Source organism: Flavobacterium sp. CSZ (assembly GCF_015350725.1).
Lineage (GTDB): Bacteria > Bacteroidota > Bacteroidia > Flavobacteriales > Flavobacteriaceae > Flavobacterium.
Genome location: NZ_JADKPQ010000008.1, coordinates 14,524 through 31,943, shown reverse-complemented (window position 1 = coordinate 31,943; position 17,420 = coordinate 14,524). Strand labels below are relative to the sequence as shown.

At 33.1% G+C, this 17,420-nt stretch carries 16 protein-coding genes; 5 read left to right on the top strand and 11 right to left on the bottom strand.

Translation table 11 applies throughout. From position 1 onward, the window contains the following. Nucleotides 1-7: 7 nt before the first annotated feature. The 5 genes from IRZ78_RS10795 (at nt 8) to IRZ78_RS10775 (ending at nt 4,873) form a co-directional block, all read left to right on the top strand. Nucleotides 8-667: a YggS family pyridoxal phosphate-dependent enzyme gene (locus tag IRZ78_RS10795; protein ID WP_194616551.1), complete on the top strand. Its 660-nt coding sequence runs from the start codon at nt 8-10 to the stop codon at nt 665-667. Nucleotides 668-749: 82 nt separating this feature from the next. Beyond that, nucleotides 750-2,111: an exonuclease domain-containing protein gene (locus IRZ78_RS10790; protein WP_194616550.1), complete on the top strand. Its 1,362-nt coding sequence runs from the start codon at nt 750-752 to the stop codon at nt 2,109-2,111. Nucleotides 2,112-2,140: 29 nt separating this feature from the next. Further along, nucleotides 2,141-2,980: an ion transporter gene (locus tag IRZ78_RS10785; protein ID WP_194616549.1), complete on the top strand. Its 840-nt coding sequence runs from the start codon at nt 2,141-2,143 to the stop codon at nt 2,978-2,980. A gap of 152 nt (nt 2,981-3,132) precedes the next feature. Then, on the top strand, nt 3,133-4,053 hold the full coding sequence (gene miaA, locus IRZ78_RS10780; RefSeq protein WP_194616548.1) for a tRNA (adenosine(37)-N6)-dimethylallyltransferase MiaA: 921 nt from the start codon (nt 3,133-3,135) through the stop codon (nt 4,051-4,053). 76 nt (nt 4,054-4,129) lie between these two features. Then, nucleotides 4,130-4,873 (top strand): acyl-ACP thioesterase domain-containing protein, encoded by a 744-nt coding sequence (locus IRZ78_RS10775; RefSeq protein ID WP_194616547.1) that lies wholly within the window; start codon nt 4,130-4,132, stop codon nt 4,871-4,873. Nucleotides 4,874-5,473: 600 nt separating this feature from the next. On the opposite strand, the gene IRZ78_RS10770 is transcribed toward IRZ78_RS10775, so the two are convergent. From IRZ78_RS10770 to recN, 11 genes are all read right to left on the bottom strand, one after another. Continuing rightward, nucleotides 5,474-6,001 carry a hypothetical protein gene (locus tag IRZ78_RS10770; protein WP_194616546.1) on the bottom strand — a complete coding sequence of 176 codons (528 nt, stop codon included), beginning with the start codon at nt 5,999-6,001 and terminating at the stop codon, nt 5,474-5,476. Beyond that, nucleotides 5,988-6,677 carry a peptide chain release factor H gene (prfH, locus tag IRZ78_RS10765; protein ID WP_194616545.1) on the bottom strand — a complete coding sequence of 230 codons (690 nt, stop codon included), beginning with the start codon at nt 6,675-6,677 and terminating at the stop codon, nt 5,988-5,990. The genes IRZ78_RS10770 and prfH overlap by 14 nt, the downstream gene beginning before the upstream one ends. Further along, nucleotides 6,665-7,276: a hypothetical protein gene (locus tag IRZ78_RS10760; protein WP_194616544.1), complete on the bottom strand. Its 612-nt coding sequence runs from the start codon at nt 7,274-7,276 to the stop codon at nt 6,665-6,667. Before IRZ78_RS10760 ends, prfH begins: the two co-directional genes overlap by 13 nt. Nucleotides 7,277-7,288: 12 nt before the next feature. Further along, entirely contained in the window at nt 7,289-8,680 is a 1,392-nt protein-coding gene (locus tag IRZ78_RS10755; protein ID WP_194616543.1) for an RtcB family protein, read from the bottom strand. A 3-nt stretch (nt 8,681-8,683) separates the two neighbouring features. Continuing rightward, nucleotides 8,684-9,430 (bottom strand): hypothetical protein, encoded by a 747-nt coding sequence (locus tag IRZ78_RS10750; RefSeq protein WP_194616542.1) that lies wholly within the window; start codon nt 9,428-9,430, stop codon nt 8,684-8,686. A gap of 933 nt (nt 9,431-10,363) precedes the next feature. After that, nucleotides 10,364-11,080: a response regulator transcription factor gene (locus IRZ78_RS10745; RefSeq protein ID WP_026985497.1), complete on the bottom strand. Its 717-nt coding sequence runs from the start codon at nt 11,078-11,080 to the stop codon at nt 10,364-10,366. A 3-nt stretch (nt 11,081-11,083) separates the two neighbouring features. Then, a complete protein-coding gene (locus IRZ78_RS10740; protein WP_194616541.1) occupies nt 11,084-12,670 on the bottom strand; it encodes a HAMP domain-containing sensor histidine kinase in 1,587 nt (528 codons plus the stop codon). A 59-nt stretch (nt 12,671-12,729) separates the two neighbouring features. Next, complete coding sequence (coaE, locus tag IRZ78_RS10735; protein ID WP_194616540.1) at nt 12,730-13,326, bottom strand: dephospho-CoA kinase; 597 nt, start codon at nt 13,324-13,326, stop codon at nt 12,730-12,732. Between the two features lies 1 nt (nt 13,327). Next, nucleotides 13,328-14,326 (bottom strand): glycosyltransferase, encoded by a 999-nt coding sequence (locus tag IRZ78_RS10730; protein WP_194616539.1) that lies wholly within the window; start codon nt 14,324-14,326, stop codon nt 13,328-13,330. Between the two features lie 124 nt (nt 14,327-14,450). Further along, nucleotides 14,451-15,641 (bottom strand): enoyl-ACP reductase FabV, encoded by a 1,191-nt coding sequence (gene fabV, locus IRZ78_RS10725; protein ID WP_194616538.1) that lies wholly within the window; start codon nt 15,639-15,641, stop codon nt 14,451-14,453. Nucleotides 15,642-15,748: 107 nt separating this feature from the next. Continuing rightward, on the bottom strand, nt 15,749-17,401 hold the full coding sequence (gene recN, locus IRZ78_RS10720) for a DNA repair protein RecN (RefSeq protein ID WP_194616537.1): 1,653 nt from the start codon (nt 17,399-17,401) through the stop codon (nt 15,749-15,751). Nucleotides 17,402-17,420: the final 19 nt, after the last annotated feature.

Here is a 17,420-nt window from a genome sequence, read left to right as displayed (position 1 = left end):
AAATACCATGTCGATACAATCGAATTTAAATACAATCAAAACAAGTTTACCGGAGCATGTAACTCTCGTTGCCGTTTCTAAAACGAAACCTGTTTCTAATTTAATGGAAGCTTATGAAGCTGGTCAGCGCATTTTTGGAGAAAACAAAATCCAGGAAATGACTGACAAGTACGAAGAAATGCCTAAAGACATTCAATGGCACATGATTGGTCACGTGCAATCGAATAAAGTAAAATTTATGGCACCATTTGTGAGTTTGATTCACGGTGTTGATAGTTTAAAATTATTGCAGGAAATCAATAAACATGCTTTAAAAAACAATAGAATTATCGATTGTTTGCTTCAAATATATATTGCCGAAGAAGAATCTAAATTTGGTTTAGATAAAAATGAATTAAACGAATTATTATCTTCATCAGAATTCAAAGAGATGAAAAATATTCGTATCTTAGGATTAATGGGAATGGCAACATTTACAGAAGACCGAAACCAGATTATAAAAGAATTTACGCATTTAAAATCTATTTTTGATTCCATTAAATCATTACAATTTGAAAACTGCAATCTGAATATCATTTCAATGGGAATGTCAGGAGATTACCAACTTGCCATAGAATGCGGAAGCACAATGGTTCGAATTGGCAGCAGCATTTTTGGCGGCCGTTAATTTTTAAGCCACATATCGTAGATGCACTGCGGTGCGTCTCTACAGAAAACTGAATACTAAAAACCGAGACTGAATACTGAATTTGTACGCAATACTAGACATAGAAACCACTGGAGGCCAGTTTAACGAAGAAGGAATTACCGAAATCGCCATTTATAAATTTGATGGCCATGAAGTAGTCGACCAATTCATTAGCCTTGTTAATCCCGAAATTCCGATTCAGCCTTTTGTGGTGAAATTAACCGGGATCAATAATGCTATGTTGCGTTCGGCACCTAAGTTTTTTGAAGTTGCCAAAAGAATAATCGAAATCACTTCAGATTGCATCATCGTAGCACACAACGCCTCTTTCGATTATAGAATCTTACGTACCGAGTTCAAACGTTTAGGTTACGATTTCGAAGCCAGAACACTTTGTACGGTTGAACTGGCCAAAAAACTAATTCCGGAACAGCCTTCTTATAGCTTAGGAAAACTCGTTCGCGCACTGGGAATTCCAATGGCAGACAGACATCGCGCCAGCGGAGATGCCATGGCAACGACTAAGTTATTCAAAATGCTTCTCGAAAAAGATATAGAAAAAACAATCGTAAAAGACTTTATAAAACTAGAAGTAGAAAAAGGTATTGCACCAAAATTTTTCGATCTTTTATCCCAAATGCCAACTAAAACTGGTGTTTATTATATTTATAACGAAGGAGGAACGCTAATTTATATTGGCAAAAGCCAAAATATCAAAAAAAGAGTTAATCAGCATTTTACCGGAATAACAACCAAAAGCAAAAAAATTCAGGCCGAAGTTTTCACCATAACCTATGACGAAACCGGAAGCGAACTAATAGCCTTATTGAAAGAAAGTCAGGAAATAAAAATAAACCGACCAAGATACAATCGTTCTGGGCGAAAAACGATTTTTCAATATGCCTTATATCCCGAAAAAGATGCTAATGGCTACATCAACCTAAAACTTGAAAAAGCCGACGGTCGTAAAAAAGAAATTACATCTTTTGCTACCTTGCAAGAAGGCAAAAATGCACTTTTCAAATTCACGGCAAAATACCATTTGTGCCAAAAGCTAACAGGATTGTATCAAAGCAAAAAAGAGTGTTTTCAATATAAAATAAAAGAGTGTGATGGCGCTTGTATCGCAGAAATCACTCCTGAAATATACAATGCCAGAGTACAACAATTCATCTCTGAAAACAGCTTCGATAACAAAAGCATGATCCTGATTGACAGAGGTCGAAATGTAAACGAAAGAAGTGCGATATTAATCGAAAACGGAATTTATCAGGGATATGCTTTCTACGATTTAAATTATCAGATTACGAATATCGAAATTCTAAAAAATATCCTTATTCCAATGGACCACAATCGTGATGTAAAAAATATTATCCAAAATTACATCCGTAAAAGCAAATCGCTTAAAATTCTTCTTTTTTAACAATACAAAACTTTCATTATCTTCGCGATATGAGAAAAGTAAAATCAAAATACGAAATCTTCAGAGAACAAATTAAAATCATTCTATATGGCACTAATACCATTTTAGGGCGAATGTTTGACCTTGTTCTATTGGGATTGATTTTATTGAGCGTGCTCTTAATTATGATGGAAACCGTACAAGGTATCAATCAAAAATATCACACTCAACTAATTATTTGCGAATGGGTTATCACTATATTTTTTACAATTGAATATATTTTAAGAATAATTTCAATTCAAAAACCTGTTCGATACGTATTTAGCTTTTACGGAATCATAGATTTGCTTGCCGTATTACCCATGTATTTGTCTATATTTTTCCCTGGAGCAAGCATTCTTTCTATTGTGAGAGCGTTACGTTTCTTTAGATTATTCAAAATATTGCACATTCCCCAAATTTCACATCAATCTATTCAGCTTCGTGAAGCCATTGAAGCCAGTAAAGAAAAAATTCTCGTTTTTATATATTTTGTTCTGATCAGCACCATAATAATCGGATCGATCATGTATTTGGTCGAAGGCAGAGAATCAGGTTTCACCAGTATTCCTATGGGTATTTACTGGACAATTGTAACTTTAACAACAGTAGGATACGGAGACATTTCTCCGCAGACACCACTAGGTCAGTTTATTGCAGCTTTAGTAATGATTTTAGGTTACGGAATTATAGCTGTCCCTACCGGAATCGTAACTGCCGAATTTGCAAAAAGCAGTTTAAAGAATACGGCTGTTGGAACAAGAAAAACATGTACAAATTGCCATTCACAAGTACATTTTGACAGTGCCAAATATTGTTACGAATGCGGAACCGAATTACCTAATATTTAATTTAAGGAGCTATTCCAGCTGTACGTTACAACTCCTCCTTATATTTGTTGTTTTTTTAAGACATAAAAGGAGCTTCTAAAGTTGCTCTTTTATCCCAAAAAAAACTAACAACTATAAGTCCGGGGTTTTCACTCCCATCTGGGCTAAAAAATATGAAACACTTAATTACCATTGTCGGACCAACAGCTATAGGCAAAACAGCCTTAAGCATTGCTCTGGCGCAACATTTCAAATGCGAGATAATATCTTGCGACAGCCGTCAGTTCTTTAAAGAAATGACCATTGGCACCGCAGTTCCCAATCCCGAAGAATTACAGGCAGCAAAACATCATTTCATTCAAAATAAATCTATTTTCGAAAATTACACAGTTGGCGATTATGAGAAAGAAGCCCTTCTTAAAATAGAAGAATTATTTCAAACCAACGATTTTGCTATTCTTATTGGAGGTTCAGGATTATATGTTGACGCAATCTTAAAAGGTTTCGACGAATTTCCAGAAATCAATCCCGAAATACGTTCTGAGGTAAATTCAAACTACGACAAACTCGGAATCGAATATCTTCAGGAACAATTAAAAAACCTGGATCCGGATTATTATCAAAAAATTACAATAGAAAATCCACAAACCCTCCAAAACCCACAGCGAATGATGCGTTTTGTAGAAGTTTGTATTGGCAGTCAAAAACCATATTCTTCTTTTCTAAATCAGAAGAAAAACAACAGAAACTTCACTCCTATTTTAATTGGTTTAGACGCCGATAGACAAATCATTTACGACCGAATCAATCAGCGTGTTGATATTATGATGAACGAAGGTTTGCTGGAAGAAGCAAAAAAACTTTATCCTAACAAAGCGTTAAATGCGCTTCAAACCGTCGGATATAGAGAATTATTTAGTTATTTTGACAGAGATTTCTCCTTGCCTTTTGCCATCGAAGAAATCAAGAAAAATACCCGCCGTTTTTCCAAAAGACAACTTACCTGGTTCAAAAGAAATGAAGCCACAAAATGGTTTGATTATGCGACAGATAGAAAAGAAATTATAGATTATATAGAAAATTCATTAAAGTAAAAGTCTTTTTTCTATATTCTTTACTCTATTTTCCAAATCAATCTAAAATCAAAAATTTACAATCAAAAATTAAAAAATGCCAATATCACCAAATTTCACATCAGTTTATAGTAAAGACTGGGAAATCAATTTTACACAATGCACACCGGCTGGTTTTTTAAAATATACAGATTTATGTAATATTCTACAATTAACCGCAGGATCGCACGCCGAAGTTGGAGGCATCAGTTTTCAGGACATGCAGGAATTTCATCAAGCATGGGTTTTAAGCAGAATGCGCGTAGAAGTGCATGCATTGCCTCAGTGGCAGGATGTTGTAACTGTAAAAACATGGATCAACAGTCTTGAAAATTCGCGTTCCGTTCGTGCACTTGAAATGTATGTTAATGGAAAGAAAATTGTAGGGTGCGAAACGTATTGGGCTGTTTTTAATACCCAATCACGCCGTCCGGAACCTTTGGCAATTCCGTATAAACATTTCGAATTATTCCCTGAAAACAGAGCAACAGAAGAGGGTTTCTCTAAAATAAATATCAATCACGAAAAAGAGGCTGTCTTTGAAAAAACAGTTTATTTATCCGATTTAGATATTGTAAATCACGTAAATAACGTAAAATATCTGGAATGGTGTCTGGATCATGTTGAGCCAAAAAGAATTCTAAAACAAGAAGTCAAAAACTTCGAAATGAATTTCATGAAAGAACTGTCATTAAAAGATCAGGTGGTAATTCATGAAAGCGAAGATGGTCAAAGTACAGCAAGATTTAGTATTACAAAAGGCGAAAAAACCTGTTTTGCTTTAGAATTGCATTGGAAGTAATTATTTGACCCAGAGATTTAAACGGATCGAACGGGTTTACACCGATTTATTTTATTTTTAATTCGTGCTAATTTGTAGCTTAAATAATAATAAATCTCTTTAAAATTGGTGTAGTCCCTACGGGACAAATATTATATTTTATTGATAAAAATTCTACCAACATGTAATCTCTACGAGATATTTAAAAAAATGTCTTTCGAACTTTTACACAGTACTCCGTTAGAGTTAAATGTTGGTAGAAAAAGATTACACCACAATAAAAATGTCCCGTATTGTAATGTCATTAAGTTAATAGAGAGAGAAGTAACCACAAAGTTTGTCATCTCGACGAAGGAGAGATCACACTAGTATTTCCGTTGAGATATTCGCCAATCTTTGTCGAGTTTCTTTGTGATCTCTCCTTCGTCGCGATGACAAGATTGCGGATTCTGATAGAGTTATTTATATAGAAATAGTTAATTTTACATTCAAAAATCTCTTAACTTAATGACATCATCAGTAGGGATTTTACATGACCATTTTCTCAGATTCAACCAAAAAAAAAAAAAAAAACGATGCATTTCATCTCTTGAATTGCATCGTTTTTAGTTTTAATTAAAATTATTTTGATTTCTTTTTAGAACCTTTTTTAGATTTTTTTTTATTCTTCAACAAATCAATTTTACCTTTTATTCTTTTTTCTACTTCCGTAATATCAGATTCAAAAGCAAATTGCAGTGTGTAAAGTTTCGCATTTTTAATTGACGTCAACGCCTCTTTAAATCGAAGCTGTGCCTCAAAAAGAATAGCTTTTTTGACATAGATTTCAGATTTGTTTCCCCCTTTTATAGTCAAAGCAAAATCAATCAGTTTTTGGGCTTCTTCATAGTCTTCATTCAATATTAAAGTCTGAATGTAATACGGATATACTTCAAGAGCATGAATGTTTATAGCCAAAGCTTCCTGAAAATAAGATTTCGCCTCTTCATAATTCCATAATTGCTCCGCCTGAATTCTTCCGTACAAACACAAAACCATCGTATTTTTTGCATCATAAGAAAAAGCATAGTCTAAGGATTCTATAGTTTCTTCAAGCGAATACGGATAATTATCCAAAGCCTGAAATAGGTATTTATCAATTGCTTTCATTTCGTAAATCTGTTTTCAATTTCTGACGAGTTCCTTTGTAACTTTTCTCAACTTTATTCTTTTTAAAGTCAGATCCTGCAAAAACCCTCACAGGATTGCCACGCTGAATATTCAGCTGATTTTCCCATTGTTTTCCAACATGATTTTTAAGCTGTTGCAAAGTTTCGTCTTCTAGTTTTTTTAATAATCTTTCTGTGGCCAGTTTTTTGTTTTGATGCTGCGAGCGGCTATCCATAGAAACTACCGCAATTCCTGTTGGAATATGTGTTGCACGAATGGCCGAACTCACTTTGTTAACATGTTGTCCGCCCGCACCCGAACTTCGCATCGCCTGATACTGAATATCATTTTCTGAAATCGATGCATTTTTTTGTGCTTCAATTTCAAAAATGCCAATAAACCAGTTCTTGCGTTTGTGCATTTTCCTAAATTGACTCTGACCAATCCATTGAATGGTTCCAATCCATGAATTCGCGAATTTCTCAGCATTATTTCCCTTTACAGCAACTGTTGCTGTTTCAACCGTTCCGTTTTCCTGCCCCACTTCCCTTTGAAGCAAAGTAGCTTCTAAACCCTGCTCCTGTGCTTCGTCTAAAACTTTTTTAAGCACTTGGGCAACTACCCAAGTGCATTCTGCAGGTCCTCGCCCTGCTGTTATCTGAATTATTTTTTCCATTTTTCTATTATTTTAAGAAGCTTTTCTCTATTCTTTGCTTCTTTTACAAATTTTGGAAGTCTTGAAACCATAGTTGCGTTAGAACTTCCTGTATTATTTCTTTCTCTTAAGTCAGCTTTGATATATCTCTCCAGATAATCAATATGATCTTGATTAAATGCCCAAAAAATATCTCCGTTCATTTCTTTTTGAAACCAAAGTGATAAATCATAATACGGCTCTTTGACCAACCCATCATCAGCTTTCGAATTCTGCAAAAACTCTTCAATTTTCGGTTTCCACTCTTCCTGAAAATTACAATGCGGACATTTTGCTTTGTATTTTTCCGGTTTCTCTTTTAATGACTGAGACTCAAATTCGTATTTTTCAAAACACTTACTACAATATACTTTGCCATAAGCTACATAGTGATAATTTGGTTTTTCAAGTTTATAGTAACAATGTTTGCATTCAAAAACTTTAGTATGGCAATACCCACATTTGCAATCTGATACAGGTTCTTTTTTAACTGCTGATTTAGAATCACATTTAGGACATTTTACTAAAATCTCATTAGCAAAACTTCCTAAAAACTTATTTTCATCCTGAAATCTTTCCATAATTTTAGTTTTTTATCGGTCCATTCTAACGATTTTAGGAGTGAAAGTTCCCAGAACTTCAACCAAATCCGTTTGATTTCCCATTACTTTTGTAATGTCTTTGTACGCCATTGGGGCTTCGTCAATATTTCCGCCAATCAAGGTTACATCATTCGCTTTTAATACTTTTTTGATCTCACTTTGAGTAAAAGTAGCTTTGCATTTCGCTCTCGAAAACAAACGTCCCGCTCCATGAGAAGCCGAGTTTAAACTCGCTGCATTTCCTTTTCCTTTTACTATATATCCCGGAGCTGTCATTGAACCCGGAATGATCCCCAATTGACCTTCAGCAGCAGGAGTTGCGCCTTTTCTATGCACGATACATTCCTGAGCGTTCACCATTTCTTTCCAGGCAAAATTGTGATGGTTTTCAATTGTAACCACTACTCTTTTTCCTATCGCTTTGGCAATTCTCCTATGAATGTCATCGTGACAAGCTTTTGCGTATTCTCCGGCCAAATTCATTGCCAACCAATATTCCTGTCCATCATGCGTGTTTAAATCCAACCAGGCCAAATGCTGTACATTTTTAGGCAATGGACATTGTTTAGTTGCCAGATAAGTATAATGTTTGGCGATGTTTGCACCTAAACCGCGAGAACCACTATGCGATAAAACAGCAAAATATTCTCCAACACCCAACTTCCATTCATTCTCGGGATTGTCAATTTTTGCAACACCAAATTCCACAAAGTGATTTCCTCCACCAGAACTACCTAATTGTTTGTAAGCTTTTGGCAAAAGATTCTTCAATAGCGGAATATCCTGAAACTCGCTTTTGTAAAAAACTTCATGATCTGCTTTCACAGCATGTGTTTCATTCATTCCAAATTTTGTATTGTCTTTTAAGATCGCTTGCAACTGATGTTCTTTTCCTTTGAAATGCGAAGCTGGTAAATCGAAAATCGACAAACTCATACGGCAGCCAATATCAACACCAACTCCATACGGAATAACGGCATTATCTGTCGCTAATACCCCACCAATTGGTAATCCATAACCTGAGTGTGCGTCTGGCATTAAGGCTCCTGCAACCGAAATTGGCAGTTTTAAAGAATCATACAATTGAAATTTTGCCTGTTCATCGATTTCATTTTCTCCAAAAATGGTAAAAGGAACTCTTGTCGTTTTCAATTGGTGCATTCTTACCTGAACCGGGTTTATTAAACCTTCAGCAACTTTACCCCAGGTTCCGTGTCCTTCAAACTTTTCAGGATGAAGCAAAACCTCTTTGGCTTCTGTTAGAATAGATTCTTTTTTCTCTCTTTTTCTATATCTGTTTATTTGCCCTAAGGCGATATTTATTGAATTATTTTTTGGAAAGCCTAACTTGATCAGGTCTTTTCCGGATAATTTATTTCCCATGATTTATATCATTTCGTCTACATATTGCTGATACAATACATGCAGACTTTTATTTTTAATTGGGTTTATCTCTCTTGGATTTTCATTTTGATAATATCTCCAACGATAAGAAAAACCATGTACTAATTTGTTTATCTTATATCTTAAATTAAGATTAGTAATGTAATTGTCGAGAACCTGAATTTCACTTTCCAAATCTGCATCAACCATTTTAGTATGCGTTATCATGTACGGTTTAATGCGAAATACATAACGCCACGGTTCATTAAATACATAATGAATTTTATAGCGTTTACAATTAGGACACCATCGTTCCCTTTTATAAAAATGCATTTTCTCTTTTTCAGTTAATGTTAGTTTTGGACTTCTCCATTCTGATTCAGAAAACTCTTTTACTGTTTGAAGCTTTTCAACATACACATGTTTTCTTTTCCTTTTTTTCTTTTTCTTAAAAGATTTTTCAGGAGAATGCTGCCATGTATTGATCTTTTCCAGCAATGTTTTATAAAATGAAGCTTCATTTGACCTTACTATATCGTCTCTTAGTACAAAACTGCGTTCCCAACCTTTTTGATAAGGCGTTGCTAAGGGAACCAATGGTAAATTTTGTCGTTTTTTCCAGAGTTCAATTTCAAGCTTTCTTAACTGAATTAATTGTTTTTCAAAATCTTCTTTTACTAATCTTTTCTTTGTTCTTTTATTTTTAAAGCGAGAGCACAAAGCATACTCTTCTGCTGTATAATTTTCCATAAAAAATTATAGTGCATTAAATTAATAGCCAAAACAGGCCATAGCATTTTACCCGTGAGGATAAATAATAAAATCGATTATTCGGGAAAATTTGAAGTGTCTAGAATAAAAAAAGCCCGAAGCTAAATGTCTTCGGGCTTTTTTATATATCTAAAAATGAATTTCTAAGATTGAAATAAGCCACGAAGAAGCGCTGCACCAAACTTGTTTGATGTGAAGCTCTGAAATGATAATGTAAATACAGACATTTTTCTTCGTTATTAAAGGGTTATTACTTTTTTCGTGTGCAAATATTCAGAATACTTTTTTGATTTTCCAAATTTATTTTAAAGAAAATTCATGTAAAAAATAATTATTATATTTTTCGAATCGTAAAAAACATAATATCTATTTGAAAACTAACGCCCTAGCCCTGATGAAAGCGGCATCCTTCTTCTTGCTTTTTTTAGCAAGAAAAAGATATAGCGGACAGCAGGAAATAGCTCCTTATGATTAAAATTCCAAAAAAAATTAAATTACAAATTCCAATCTCTGAGAAGATTTATAGTTTGCTCATCTTTTGTTAGATGCACTGCAGTGCATCTCTCCGGAAAATTGCGGTCATTTTTTTTATGGATATCGACAATCGTAGAGACGCACTGCAGTGCGTCTACACAAAAAGATTTAATCCGTATTAAAGACATGATTGAAGTTTTTATCGAGAATCGGGTGATAGAAAACAGAACAAGTAAATCAAACTAGAGAAGCATAAAGAAAGTCACCAATCTTTATAGAATTACTAGTGTGATTTGCTTCGCCTGTTCGCTGTCGCTCGGGTCTCCTCCGTCGAAATGACAAGATTGAGTATAACTACAATTTTCAAAAAGTATAAGCATAAAAAAAGCCCTGATTTCTCAGAGCTTTATGCTTTTTGTTTTTGTGAATTTTGTTTTTTTATTCTGTCACTTTGCTTTTAACAACTAATCTGAAACCTTCACCGTGAATGTTAAGGATCTCAACATCTTCGTCTGCTTTTAGATATTTTCTTAGTTTAGCGATGTAAACGTCCATACTTCTTGAAGTAAAGTAGTTGTCATCTCTCCAGATTTTTGTCAACGCTAATTCTCTTGGCATTAAGTCATTTTCATGAAGAATTAACATTTTAAGCAATTCATTCTCTTTTGGAGATAATTTTATAGGTTCGTCATTTTCGAACGTTAAAAATCTCAGTTTAGAATTCAGGTGGAATTTACCAATGTTAAATTCAAACTGAACTTGTTCTGCTTTAGTATCTGCAGATTTTCTTTGAATAATCGCTTTGATTTTCATTAATAAAACTTCTGAATCAAAAGGTTTATTTAAATAATCATCAGCACCAGCTTTGTATCCTTTCAGCACATCTTCTTTCATTGATTTTGCTGTTAAAAATATAATTGGCACTTCGCTGTTCTTTTCTCTAATTTCTTTGGCTAAAGTATAACCATCTTTATAAGGCATCATTACGTCAAGAATACATAAATCATATACATCTTTCTTGAATTTCTCGAAACCTTCCATACCGTTTTTAGCTAAAGTAACTTCAAAGTCATTTAACATTAGATAATCTTTAAGAACTGCCCCAAAATTAAGGTCATCTTCTACTAAAAGTATTCTTTTGTTATTATTTTCCATATTTTAATTTATTAATGGTATTTTTATTATAAAGGTGCTACCTTTTCCTTTTTCGCTTTCAACATATACTTGACCATTGTGATCCTCTACTATTCTTTTTACATAAGCAAGGCCTAAACCGTGTCCTTTTACATTATGTAAATCTCCAGTATGCTCTCTGTAAAATTTCTCAAAAACTCTTTTTTGAGCTATTTTACTCATACCAAGACCATTATCTTTTACTTTTATCAGAATCATGTCTTTGACATTTTCTGTAAAAATTTCTATTTCAGGAATACCAGGTGAATATTTTATAGCATTTTCTAAAATATTTACCAATACGTTTGTAAAATGTACTTCGTTGATTAAAGAGGTTGTTCTTGCGGCATTATAATGCTTTACAACGCTTCCTTTTCTATCTTCCAAGATTAAATTTACGTGCTCAATTGCATCATCGATTATATCGTGAATTGCCGTTGGCTCTTTTGTAATATCTAATTCTCTTTTTTCTAATTTAGAAATACGAAGAACGTTTTCTACCTGAGCGTGCATTCTTTTATTCTCGTCCCGAATCATTTGCAGATATCGAAATACTTTTTCTTTATCTTCAATAATTTTAGGATTCTTAATCGCATCAAGCGCTAAATTTATCGTTGCAATTGGAGTTTTAAACTCATGCGTCATATTATTTATAAAATCTGTTTTGATTTCAGAAATATGTTTTTGACGTAACAATTGATTCAATGCACTTGTATAAGCAACTATTATAATCAATGTAAAAATTATCGACAATATTGTAATACTTAACAATTCAGATAACAAAAATTTCTTTTTATGAGGGAAAGTTATAAATAGTTCATATTTACTATTACCTTCGTTATCTGTATAAATTGGCACATGATAACTTGCATCTTTATCGTAATGAAATCCGTCAGATTTTACTTTTGTTGCAAGTCCACTGTTAAGAACTCCGTATTCAAATTTGGTTTTTACACCGTATTCTTCTAATTCTTTCTTTAAAAGTTTTTGAAGCTTATCTTTTGTAATTCTACCTTCTATAGGTGTTAGTGAAGCAATATCTTTGTATTGAATTTGCTGCTGTACTTTATTTAAGATATCTAAACTACCTGATTTTTCTATTTTTAGATCCGGAATAATACTTTGGCCTAAATTGCTATTATCGATTCCGTTATTGTTATTGTAAACTTCAGTTACTCTTTTCGAACTAAAGTTTTTAAATCTTTCACTACTAAATTTTTTATTGAATAGTGAACCATTTATATCGTAATCTTCAGATGTAAGGGTATTAGAGTATACAATTGTTTTATTTGTTTTTGTATTTCTCTGAACATAGAGAACTTCTAATAAATCTTCTTTTTTTGGAGTTTTACCTGTACTGTCTTTTATACGGTTGTATTTGTCATAGAAACTGTATTCCTCTTGTTGTTCAAGTTTATCAGCGACATTACCAATTACCTGTGTCACGTGGTATTTAAACTGCTCATCATTGTTTTTAAATGAAGAGTTGAACCAATATACCTGCACCAGAATAATCCCTATTAAGGACAAACTCATCAGTAAAACAAGTATTCTAAAAAATAATTTATTCATCGAAACAAAATTAATATTTTAACAATATACTAAATAATACATTAACCAAATATTAACATTTAAGACTGATTTTGTTTTATATTTAAAATTTTAAGAATTTTAACAACTTCTTCTTTAGCAATTTTAAGATTACTGTTATTAATTACAAAATTGCTCAAAGAAATTCTTTTTTCGTCATTCCATTGCATTTTCATTCTGCTTAAAACTTGTTCGCGTGTGGTATTATCTCGCTTCACAACTCTTTCGATTCTAATTTCTTCCGGTGCAGTAACGGTTATAATTACATCACATTCTTTATAACGACCACTTTCGAACAAAATTGCAGCTTCATAAATTACGTAGTCGTACTTTTTATTTTCTTGTAGCCATAATTCAAAATCGCTTTTTACGGCGGGATGAACAATAGCATTTAGTTGTGCTAATTTATCGGCATTATTAAAGACAATTTCAGCCAGCTTTGCCCTGTTTAAAATTTTATTTTCAAAAATAGAATCGCCAAATGTCGTTTTTATTTGTTGTATTATATTGTCAGACTGCATTACTTTTTTGGCAGCATCATCTGCAATATAAACAGGAACTCCCATTGTCGCAAAATAGTTTGCAATAGTGGTTTTGCCACTTCCTATTCCGCCTGTTAAACCAATAACTTTAGTCATATTATACTTTAAAAAACATACGAGGAAAAGCTTCTTGTGGTTTTTTCTTTAAAAGAATGATTTTTATGAACGACTTTAAAAATCCTGTTCCATAACCATAAAACTGCTTCCAAACTGCAATTACAGATAAGTATCCAATTTTAATGCTTTTATTCTGAATACTTGATGTAAGAAAAATAATAACGAAATATACAAAATATAATTGTAATAATATGTCGATATTGAAAATTAATAGTAAAAAAGCTAATAATAATCCGAGTATAAAAACAGATGGAAAGAAGAATGTTAGTTTATTATGCTCTGGATACCAACTATTTAATATAGGTCTTGCAATACCAAATTTATTTACCTGAACAGAAAATTTTTCCCAATCTATCCTACGTTTGTGATAAACATATGCCTCAGGAAACAGTCTGGTTTCGAATCCCAGGTTCCATAAACGGATAGAAAGGTCCGGATCTTCGCCGGGATGAATGTTTCCGAAGCCTTTTGATGCCTCAAATGCTTTTTTTGAAATTCCCATATTGAAACTTCTTGGCTGAAATTTATTGATCTTTTCAGACCCGCCACGAATTCCTCCTGTGGTCAAAAAAGAAGTCATAGCAAAATTAATTGCTTTTTGAATATCAGAAAAACTGTCTAATGCTTTATCAGGTCCTCCAAAACAATCTACATAATCTGCATCTAATGCTTTTCGAACTTCGGTTAAATAATTAGCCGGAATAATACAATCCGAATCAAAAATGATAAAATAATCTCCACGTGCCTTTTGCATTCCGAAATTTCTCGAATCTCCCGGTCCTGAATTCGGCTTAAAATAATACGAAATGTTCAATTTTCCCTGATAGGTCATCACCACATCTTTGCACGGTATTGATGATCCATCTTCTACAAGAACAATTTCAAAAGCTTCATTATAATCAGATTTAGACAGACTTTCTAAAAGTTCATCAACTTCATCTGGGCGATTATACACGGGTATAATTAAAGAAAAAATCATAACGGGATGTGCTGTATTAAAGTGGCAATTTTTTAAACTTCAAAATTTTAACAAAGATATGGTATATTCATAAAAAAACCACCAACTTTTGGTTGATGGTTTTTTCATTTATTATATTTTTTATCTACTTGATACTTTCGATTTCAACAACTTCATTTGCATCTGCTTTGTAATCTACTCCGGCAAATTCAAACCCGAAAAGATTTAAGAAATCATTTCTATATCCAGCTAAATCTCCAATTGCAGGTAATGTTTCAGTTGTTGCTTCTAACCAAAGTTTAGCCACTTTTTCCTGAACATCATCACGCATTTCCCAATCGTCGATTCTGATTCTTCCTTTTTCATCTACAGGAACTTCAGATCCATTGTATAATCTGTCCTTAAACAAACGCTGAATTTGCTCGATACAACCTTCATGAATCCCTTCTTCTTTCATAATTTTATATAAAAGAGAGATATACAACGGGATTACCGGAATTGCAGAACTTGCTTGTGTTACTAATGCTTTGTTTACAGAAACATATGCTTTTCCTCCTATTGATTTTAAACTATCTGTAATAGAGAATGCTGTAGCTTCTAAATCATCTTTTGCACGGCCAATTGTACCTTTACGGTAAACTGCTTCTGTCAATGATGGCCCAATATATGAATAAGCCACTGTTGTCGCTCCATCTGCCAATAAATTTTCAGCTTTTAAGGCATCAATCCACATTGTCCAGTCTTCTCCACCCATTACTGCTACAGTATTTGCAATATCTTCTTCATTTGCCGGAGCAATAGAAACTTCCGTTACGTTTCCTGTATGAAAATCTACAGTTTTGTTGGTAAAAGTTTGTCCGATTGGTTTCAAAACCGAACGGTGTAACACTCCTGTAACCGGATGTTGACGAACCGGTGATGCTAAACTATAGATTACAAGATCAATCTGACCTAAATCAGCTTTGATTAAATCTAAAGTCTGTCTTTTTATTTCGTTTGAAAAAGCATCTCCATTGATACTTTTTGCATATAAACCTGCTTTGTGAGCTTCTGTTTCAAATGCAGCAGAATTATACCAACCCGGTGAAGCTGTTTTACCTTCAACTGGCGGTTTTTCAAAAAATACTCCAATAGTTGCAGCATCAGATCCAAAAGCACTTGTGATTCTTGAAGCTAATCCAAAACCTGTTGAAGCACCAATAACTAATACTTTTTTAGCACCGTCAATTGGACCTTTTGATTTTATATATTCTATTTGATTTTTAACATTTTGCTCGCTGCCTTTTGGGTGTGCAGTCAAGCAAATAAATCCTCTCATTCTAGGTTCTATAATCATATTTTTGTATTTATTCGTTGATTGGGCTAATCTTATCATTAAGATAAATGACTAACTTATTTACGTTTGTTTAATTAGCTTTGAGTTGACAAATATAAATTATTTCTTTAGTTCAACAAGGCTTTAGCATGATTTAAAGCGGAATCAGAAACAACAGCTCCTGATAACATCTGAGCAATCTCCATAACTCTTTCGTCCTGAGACAATAGCTTCAATTCTGATTGCGTATCATCGTCTACTGTAGATTTGAATACTTTGAAATGAGAATCTCCTTTTGCTGCTATTTGAGGCAAGTGCGTAATGGCAAAAATTTGCATTGTTGCACTCATTTCTTTCATAATCTCACCCATTCTAATGGCAATTTCTCCTGAAACTCCAGTATCTATCTCATCAAAAATTAAAGTAGGCAGTTTTGAATATTGTGCTAAAATTGCTTTAACAGCCAACATAATACGGGACATCTCCCCTCCTGATGCTACTTTTTTCAGTAAACCAAAATCAGTTCCTTTATTGGCAGAAAATAAAAACTGAAGTTCATCTTTACCATTCTGGAAATAGGTTTCTGACGGTAAAAGTTCCATATTAAAACGAACATTCGGCATTCCTAAAGTTTCTAAAATCGAAATTAGTTTTTGAGATAAAACCGGAATTGCTTTTGTTCTGTTTTGATGAATCGTTGCTGAAAAAGCATCTAACTCAATTGTTTTTTGATCGATTGCTTTTGACAACAAAGCGATTTCTTCTTCGATATTATCAAGTTCTAATAATGTATTACCTAAATTCGACTGAATTCCGATCAATTCATCAACAGTATTTACCTGATGTTTCTTTTGTAAATTATAAATCAATTGCAATTTTTGACTCACAAATTCTAATTGCACCGGATCATTCAATAATTTCTCAGAAGCATTTTGCAATTCTCTCGAAACATCATCAAATTCAATTGCCAGACTTGTAATTCTCTCGAATATGTTTTGATATTCAGGTGAGAAAAGTGCAATTTTTTGTAATGAGGTTTTAATTTCATTCAGATTATGAAAAACGCCAAATTGCTCTTCGTTAGCAATTACAAGAGATTTATCAATAGCCTCTTTTATAATCTCAACGTTATTTAATTTTTCGTAATCCGTTTCTAATTCTTCTTGTTCGCCGGATTTTAATTTAGCCGATACTAATTCATTTAGTAAAAAAGTATTGTACTCCTGCTCTTTTCCAGAATCACTTTGTTTTTTCAATAAAGCATTCAATTTAGATTTATCTGCTTTGTATGATTTTAATGCTTTTTGATAGGACTGAATAGTATCAAAATTATTTGCAATCGCATCAATGATTTTAAACTGAACTCCTTCATCCGAAAGTTCCTGAGTTTGCTGTTGCGAATGAATATCAATCAAAAACAAACTTAAATCTTGTAATTCCTGAAGATTTACAGGACTATCATTTATAAATGCACGAGATTTTCCTGATGGCAGAATTTCTCTTCTAATTATGGTTTCGTCTTCATAATCGAGATCATTTACTTCAAAAAATTCTTTCAGATTGTATTTAGATATTTCAAAATGTGCCTCGATAACACACTTTTCTTCTTTATTTTTTAATGATGTTAAATCAGCTCTTTTACCTAGAACCAATCCTATTGCTCCTAATATAATAGATTTACCAGCACCCGTTTCACCTGTAATTATAGAAAAACCTCTAGAAAAATCGATAGTGAGTTTTTCAATCAGGGCATAGTTTTTAATTGACAAGGACGTTATCATAAAGAAATTGTATAAGTAT

Excerpts from the sequence above, each read along its gene's own strand:
- IRZ78_RS10730 (WP_194616539.1), bottom strand. The coding sequence starts at position 14,326 with ATGATTTTTTCTTTAATTATACCCGTGTATAATCGCCCAGATGAAGTT.
- IRZ78_RS10770 (WP_194616546.1), bottom strand. The coding sequence starts at position 6,001 with ATGAAAGCAATTGATAAATACCTATTTCAGGCTTTGGATAATTATCCG.
- recN (WP_194616537.1), bottom strand. The coding sequence starts at position 17,401 with ATGATAACGTCCTTGTCAATTAAAAACTATGCCCTGATTGAAAAACTC.
- miaA (WP_194616548.1), top strand. The coding sequence starts at position 3,133 with ATGAAACACTTAATTACCATTGTCGGACCAACAGCTATAGGCAAAACA.
- fabV (WP_194616538.1), bottom strand. The coding sequence starts at position 15,641 with ATGATTATAGAACCTAGAATGAGAGGATTTATTTGCTTGACTGCACAC.
- IRZ78_RS10785 (WP_194616549.1), top strand. The coding sequence starts at position 2,141 with ATGAGAAAAGTAAAATCAAAATACGAAATCTTCAGAGAACAAATTAAA.
- prfH (WP_194616545.1), bottom strand. The coding sequence starts at position 6,677 with ATGGAAAAAATAATTCAGATAACAGCAGGGCGAGGACCTGCAGAATGC.
- IRZ78_RS10755 (WP_194616543.1), bottom strand. The coding sequence starts at position 8,680 with ATGGGAAATAAATTATCCGGAAAAGACCTGATCAAGTTAGGCTTTCCA.
- IRZ78_RS10775 (WP_194616547.1), top strand. The coding sequence starts at position 4,130 with ATGCCAATATCACCAAATTTCACATCAGTTTATAGTAAAGACTGGGAA.
- coaE (WP_194616540.1), bottom strand. The coding sequence starts at position 13,326 with ATGACTAAAGTTATTGGTTTAACAGGCGGAATAGGAAGTGGCAAAACC.
- IRZ78_RS10795 (WP_194616551.1), top strand. The coding sequence starts at position 8 with ATGTCGATACAATCGAATTTAAATACAATCAAAACAAGTTTACCGGAG.
- IRZ78_RS10740 (WP_194616541.1), bottom strand. The coding sequence starts at position 12,670 with ATGAATAAATTATTTTTTAGAATACTTGTTTTACTGATGAGTTTGTCC.
- IRZ78_RS10760 (WP_194616544.1), bottom strand. The coding sequence starts at position 7,276 with ATGGAAAGATTTCAGGATGAAAATAAGTTTTTAGGAAGTTTTGCTAAT.
- IRZ78_RS10745 (WP_026985497.1), bottom strand. The coding sequence starts at position 11,080 with ATGGAAAATAATAACAAAAGAATACTTTTAGTAGAAGATGACCTTAAT.
- IRZ78_RS10750 (WP_194616542.1), bottom strand. The coding sequence starts at position 9,430 with ATGGAAAATTATACAGCAGAAGAGTATGCTTTGTGCTCTCGCTTTAAA.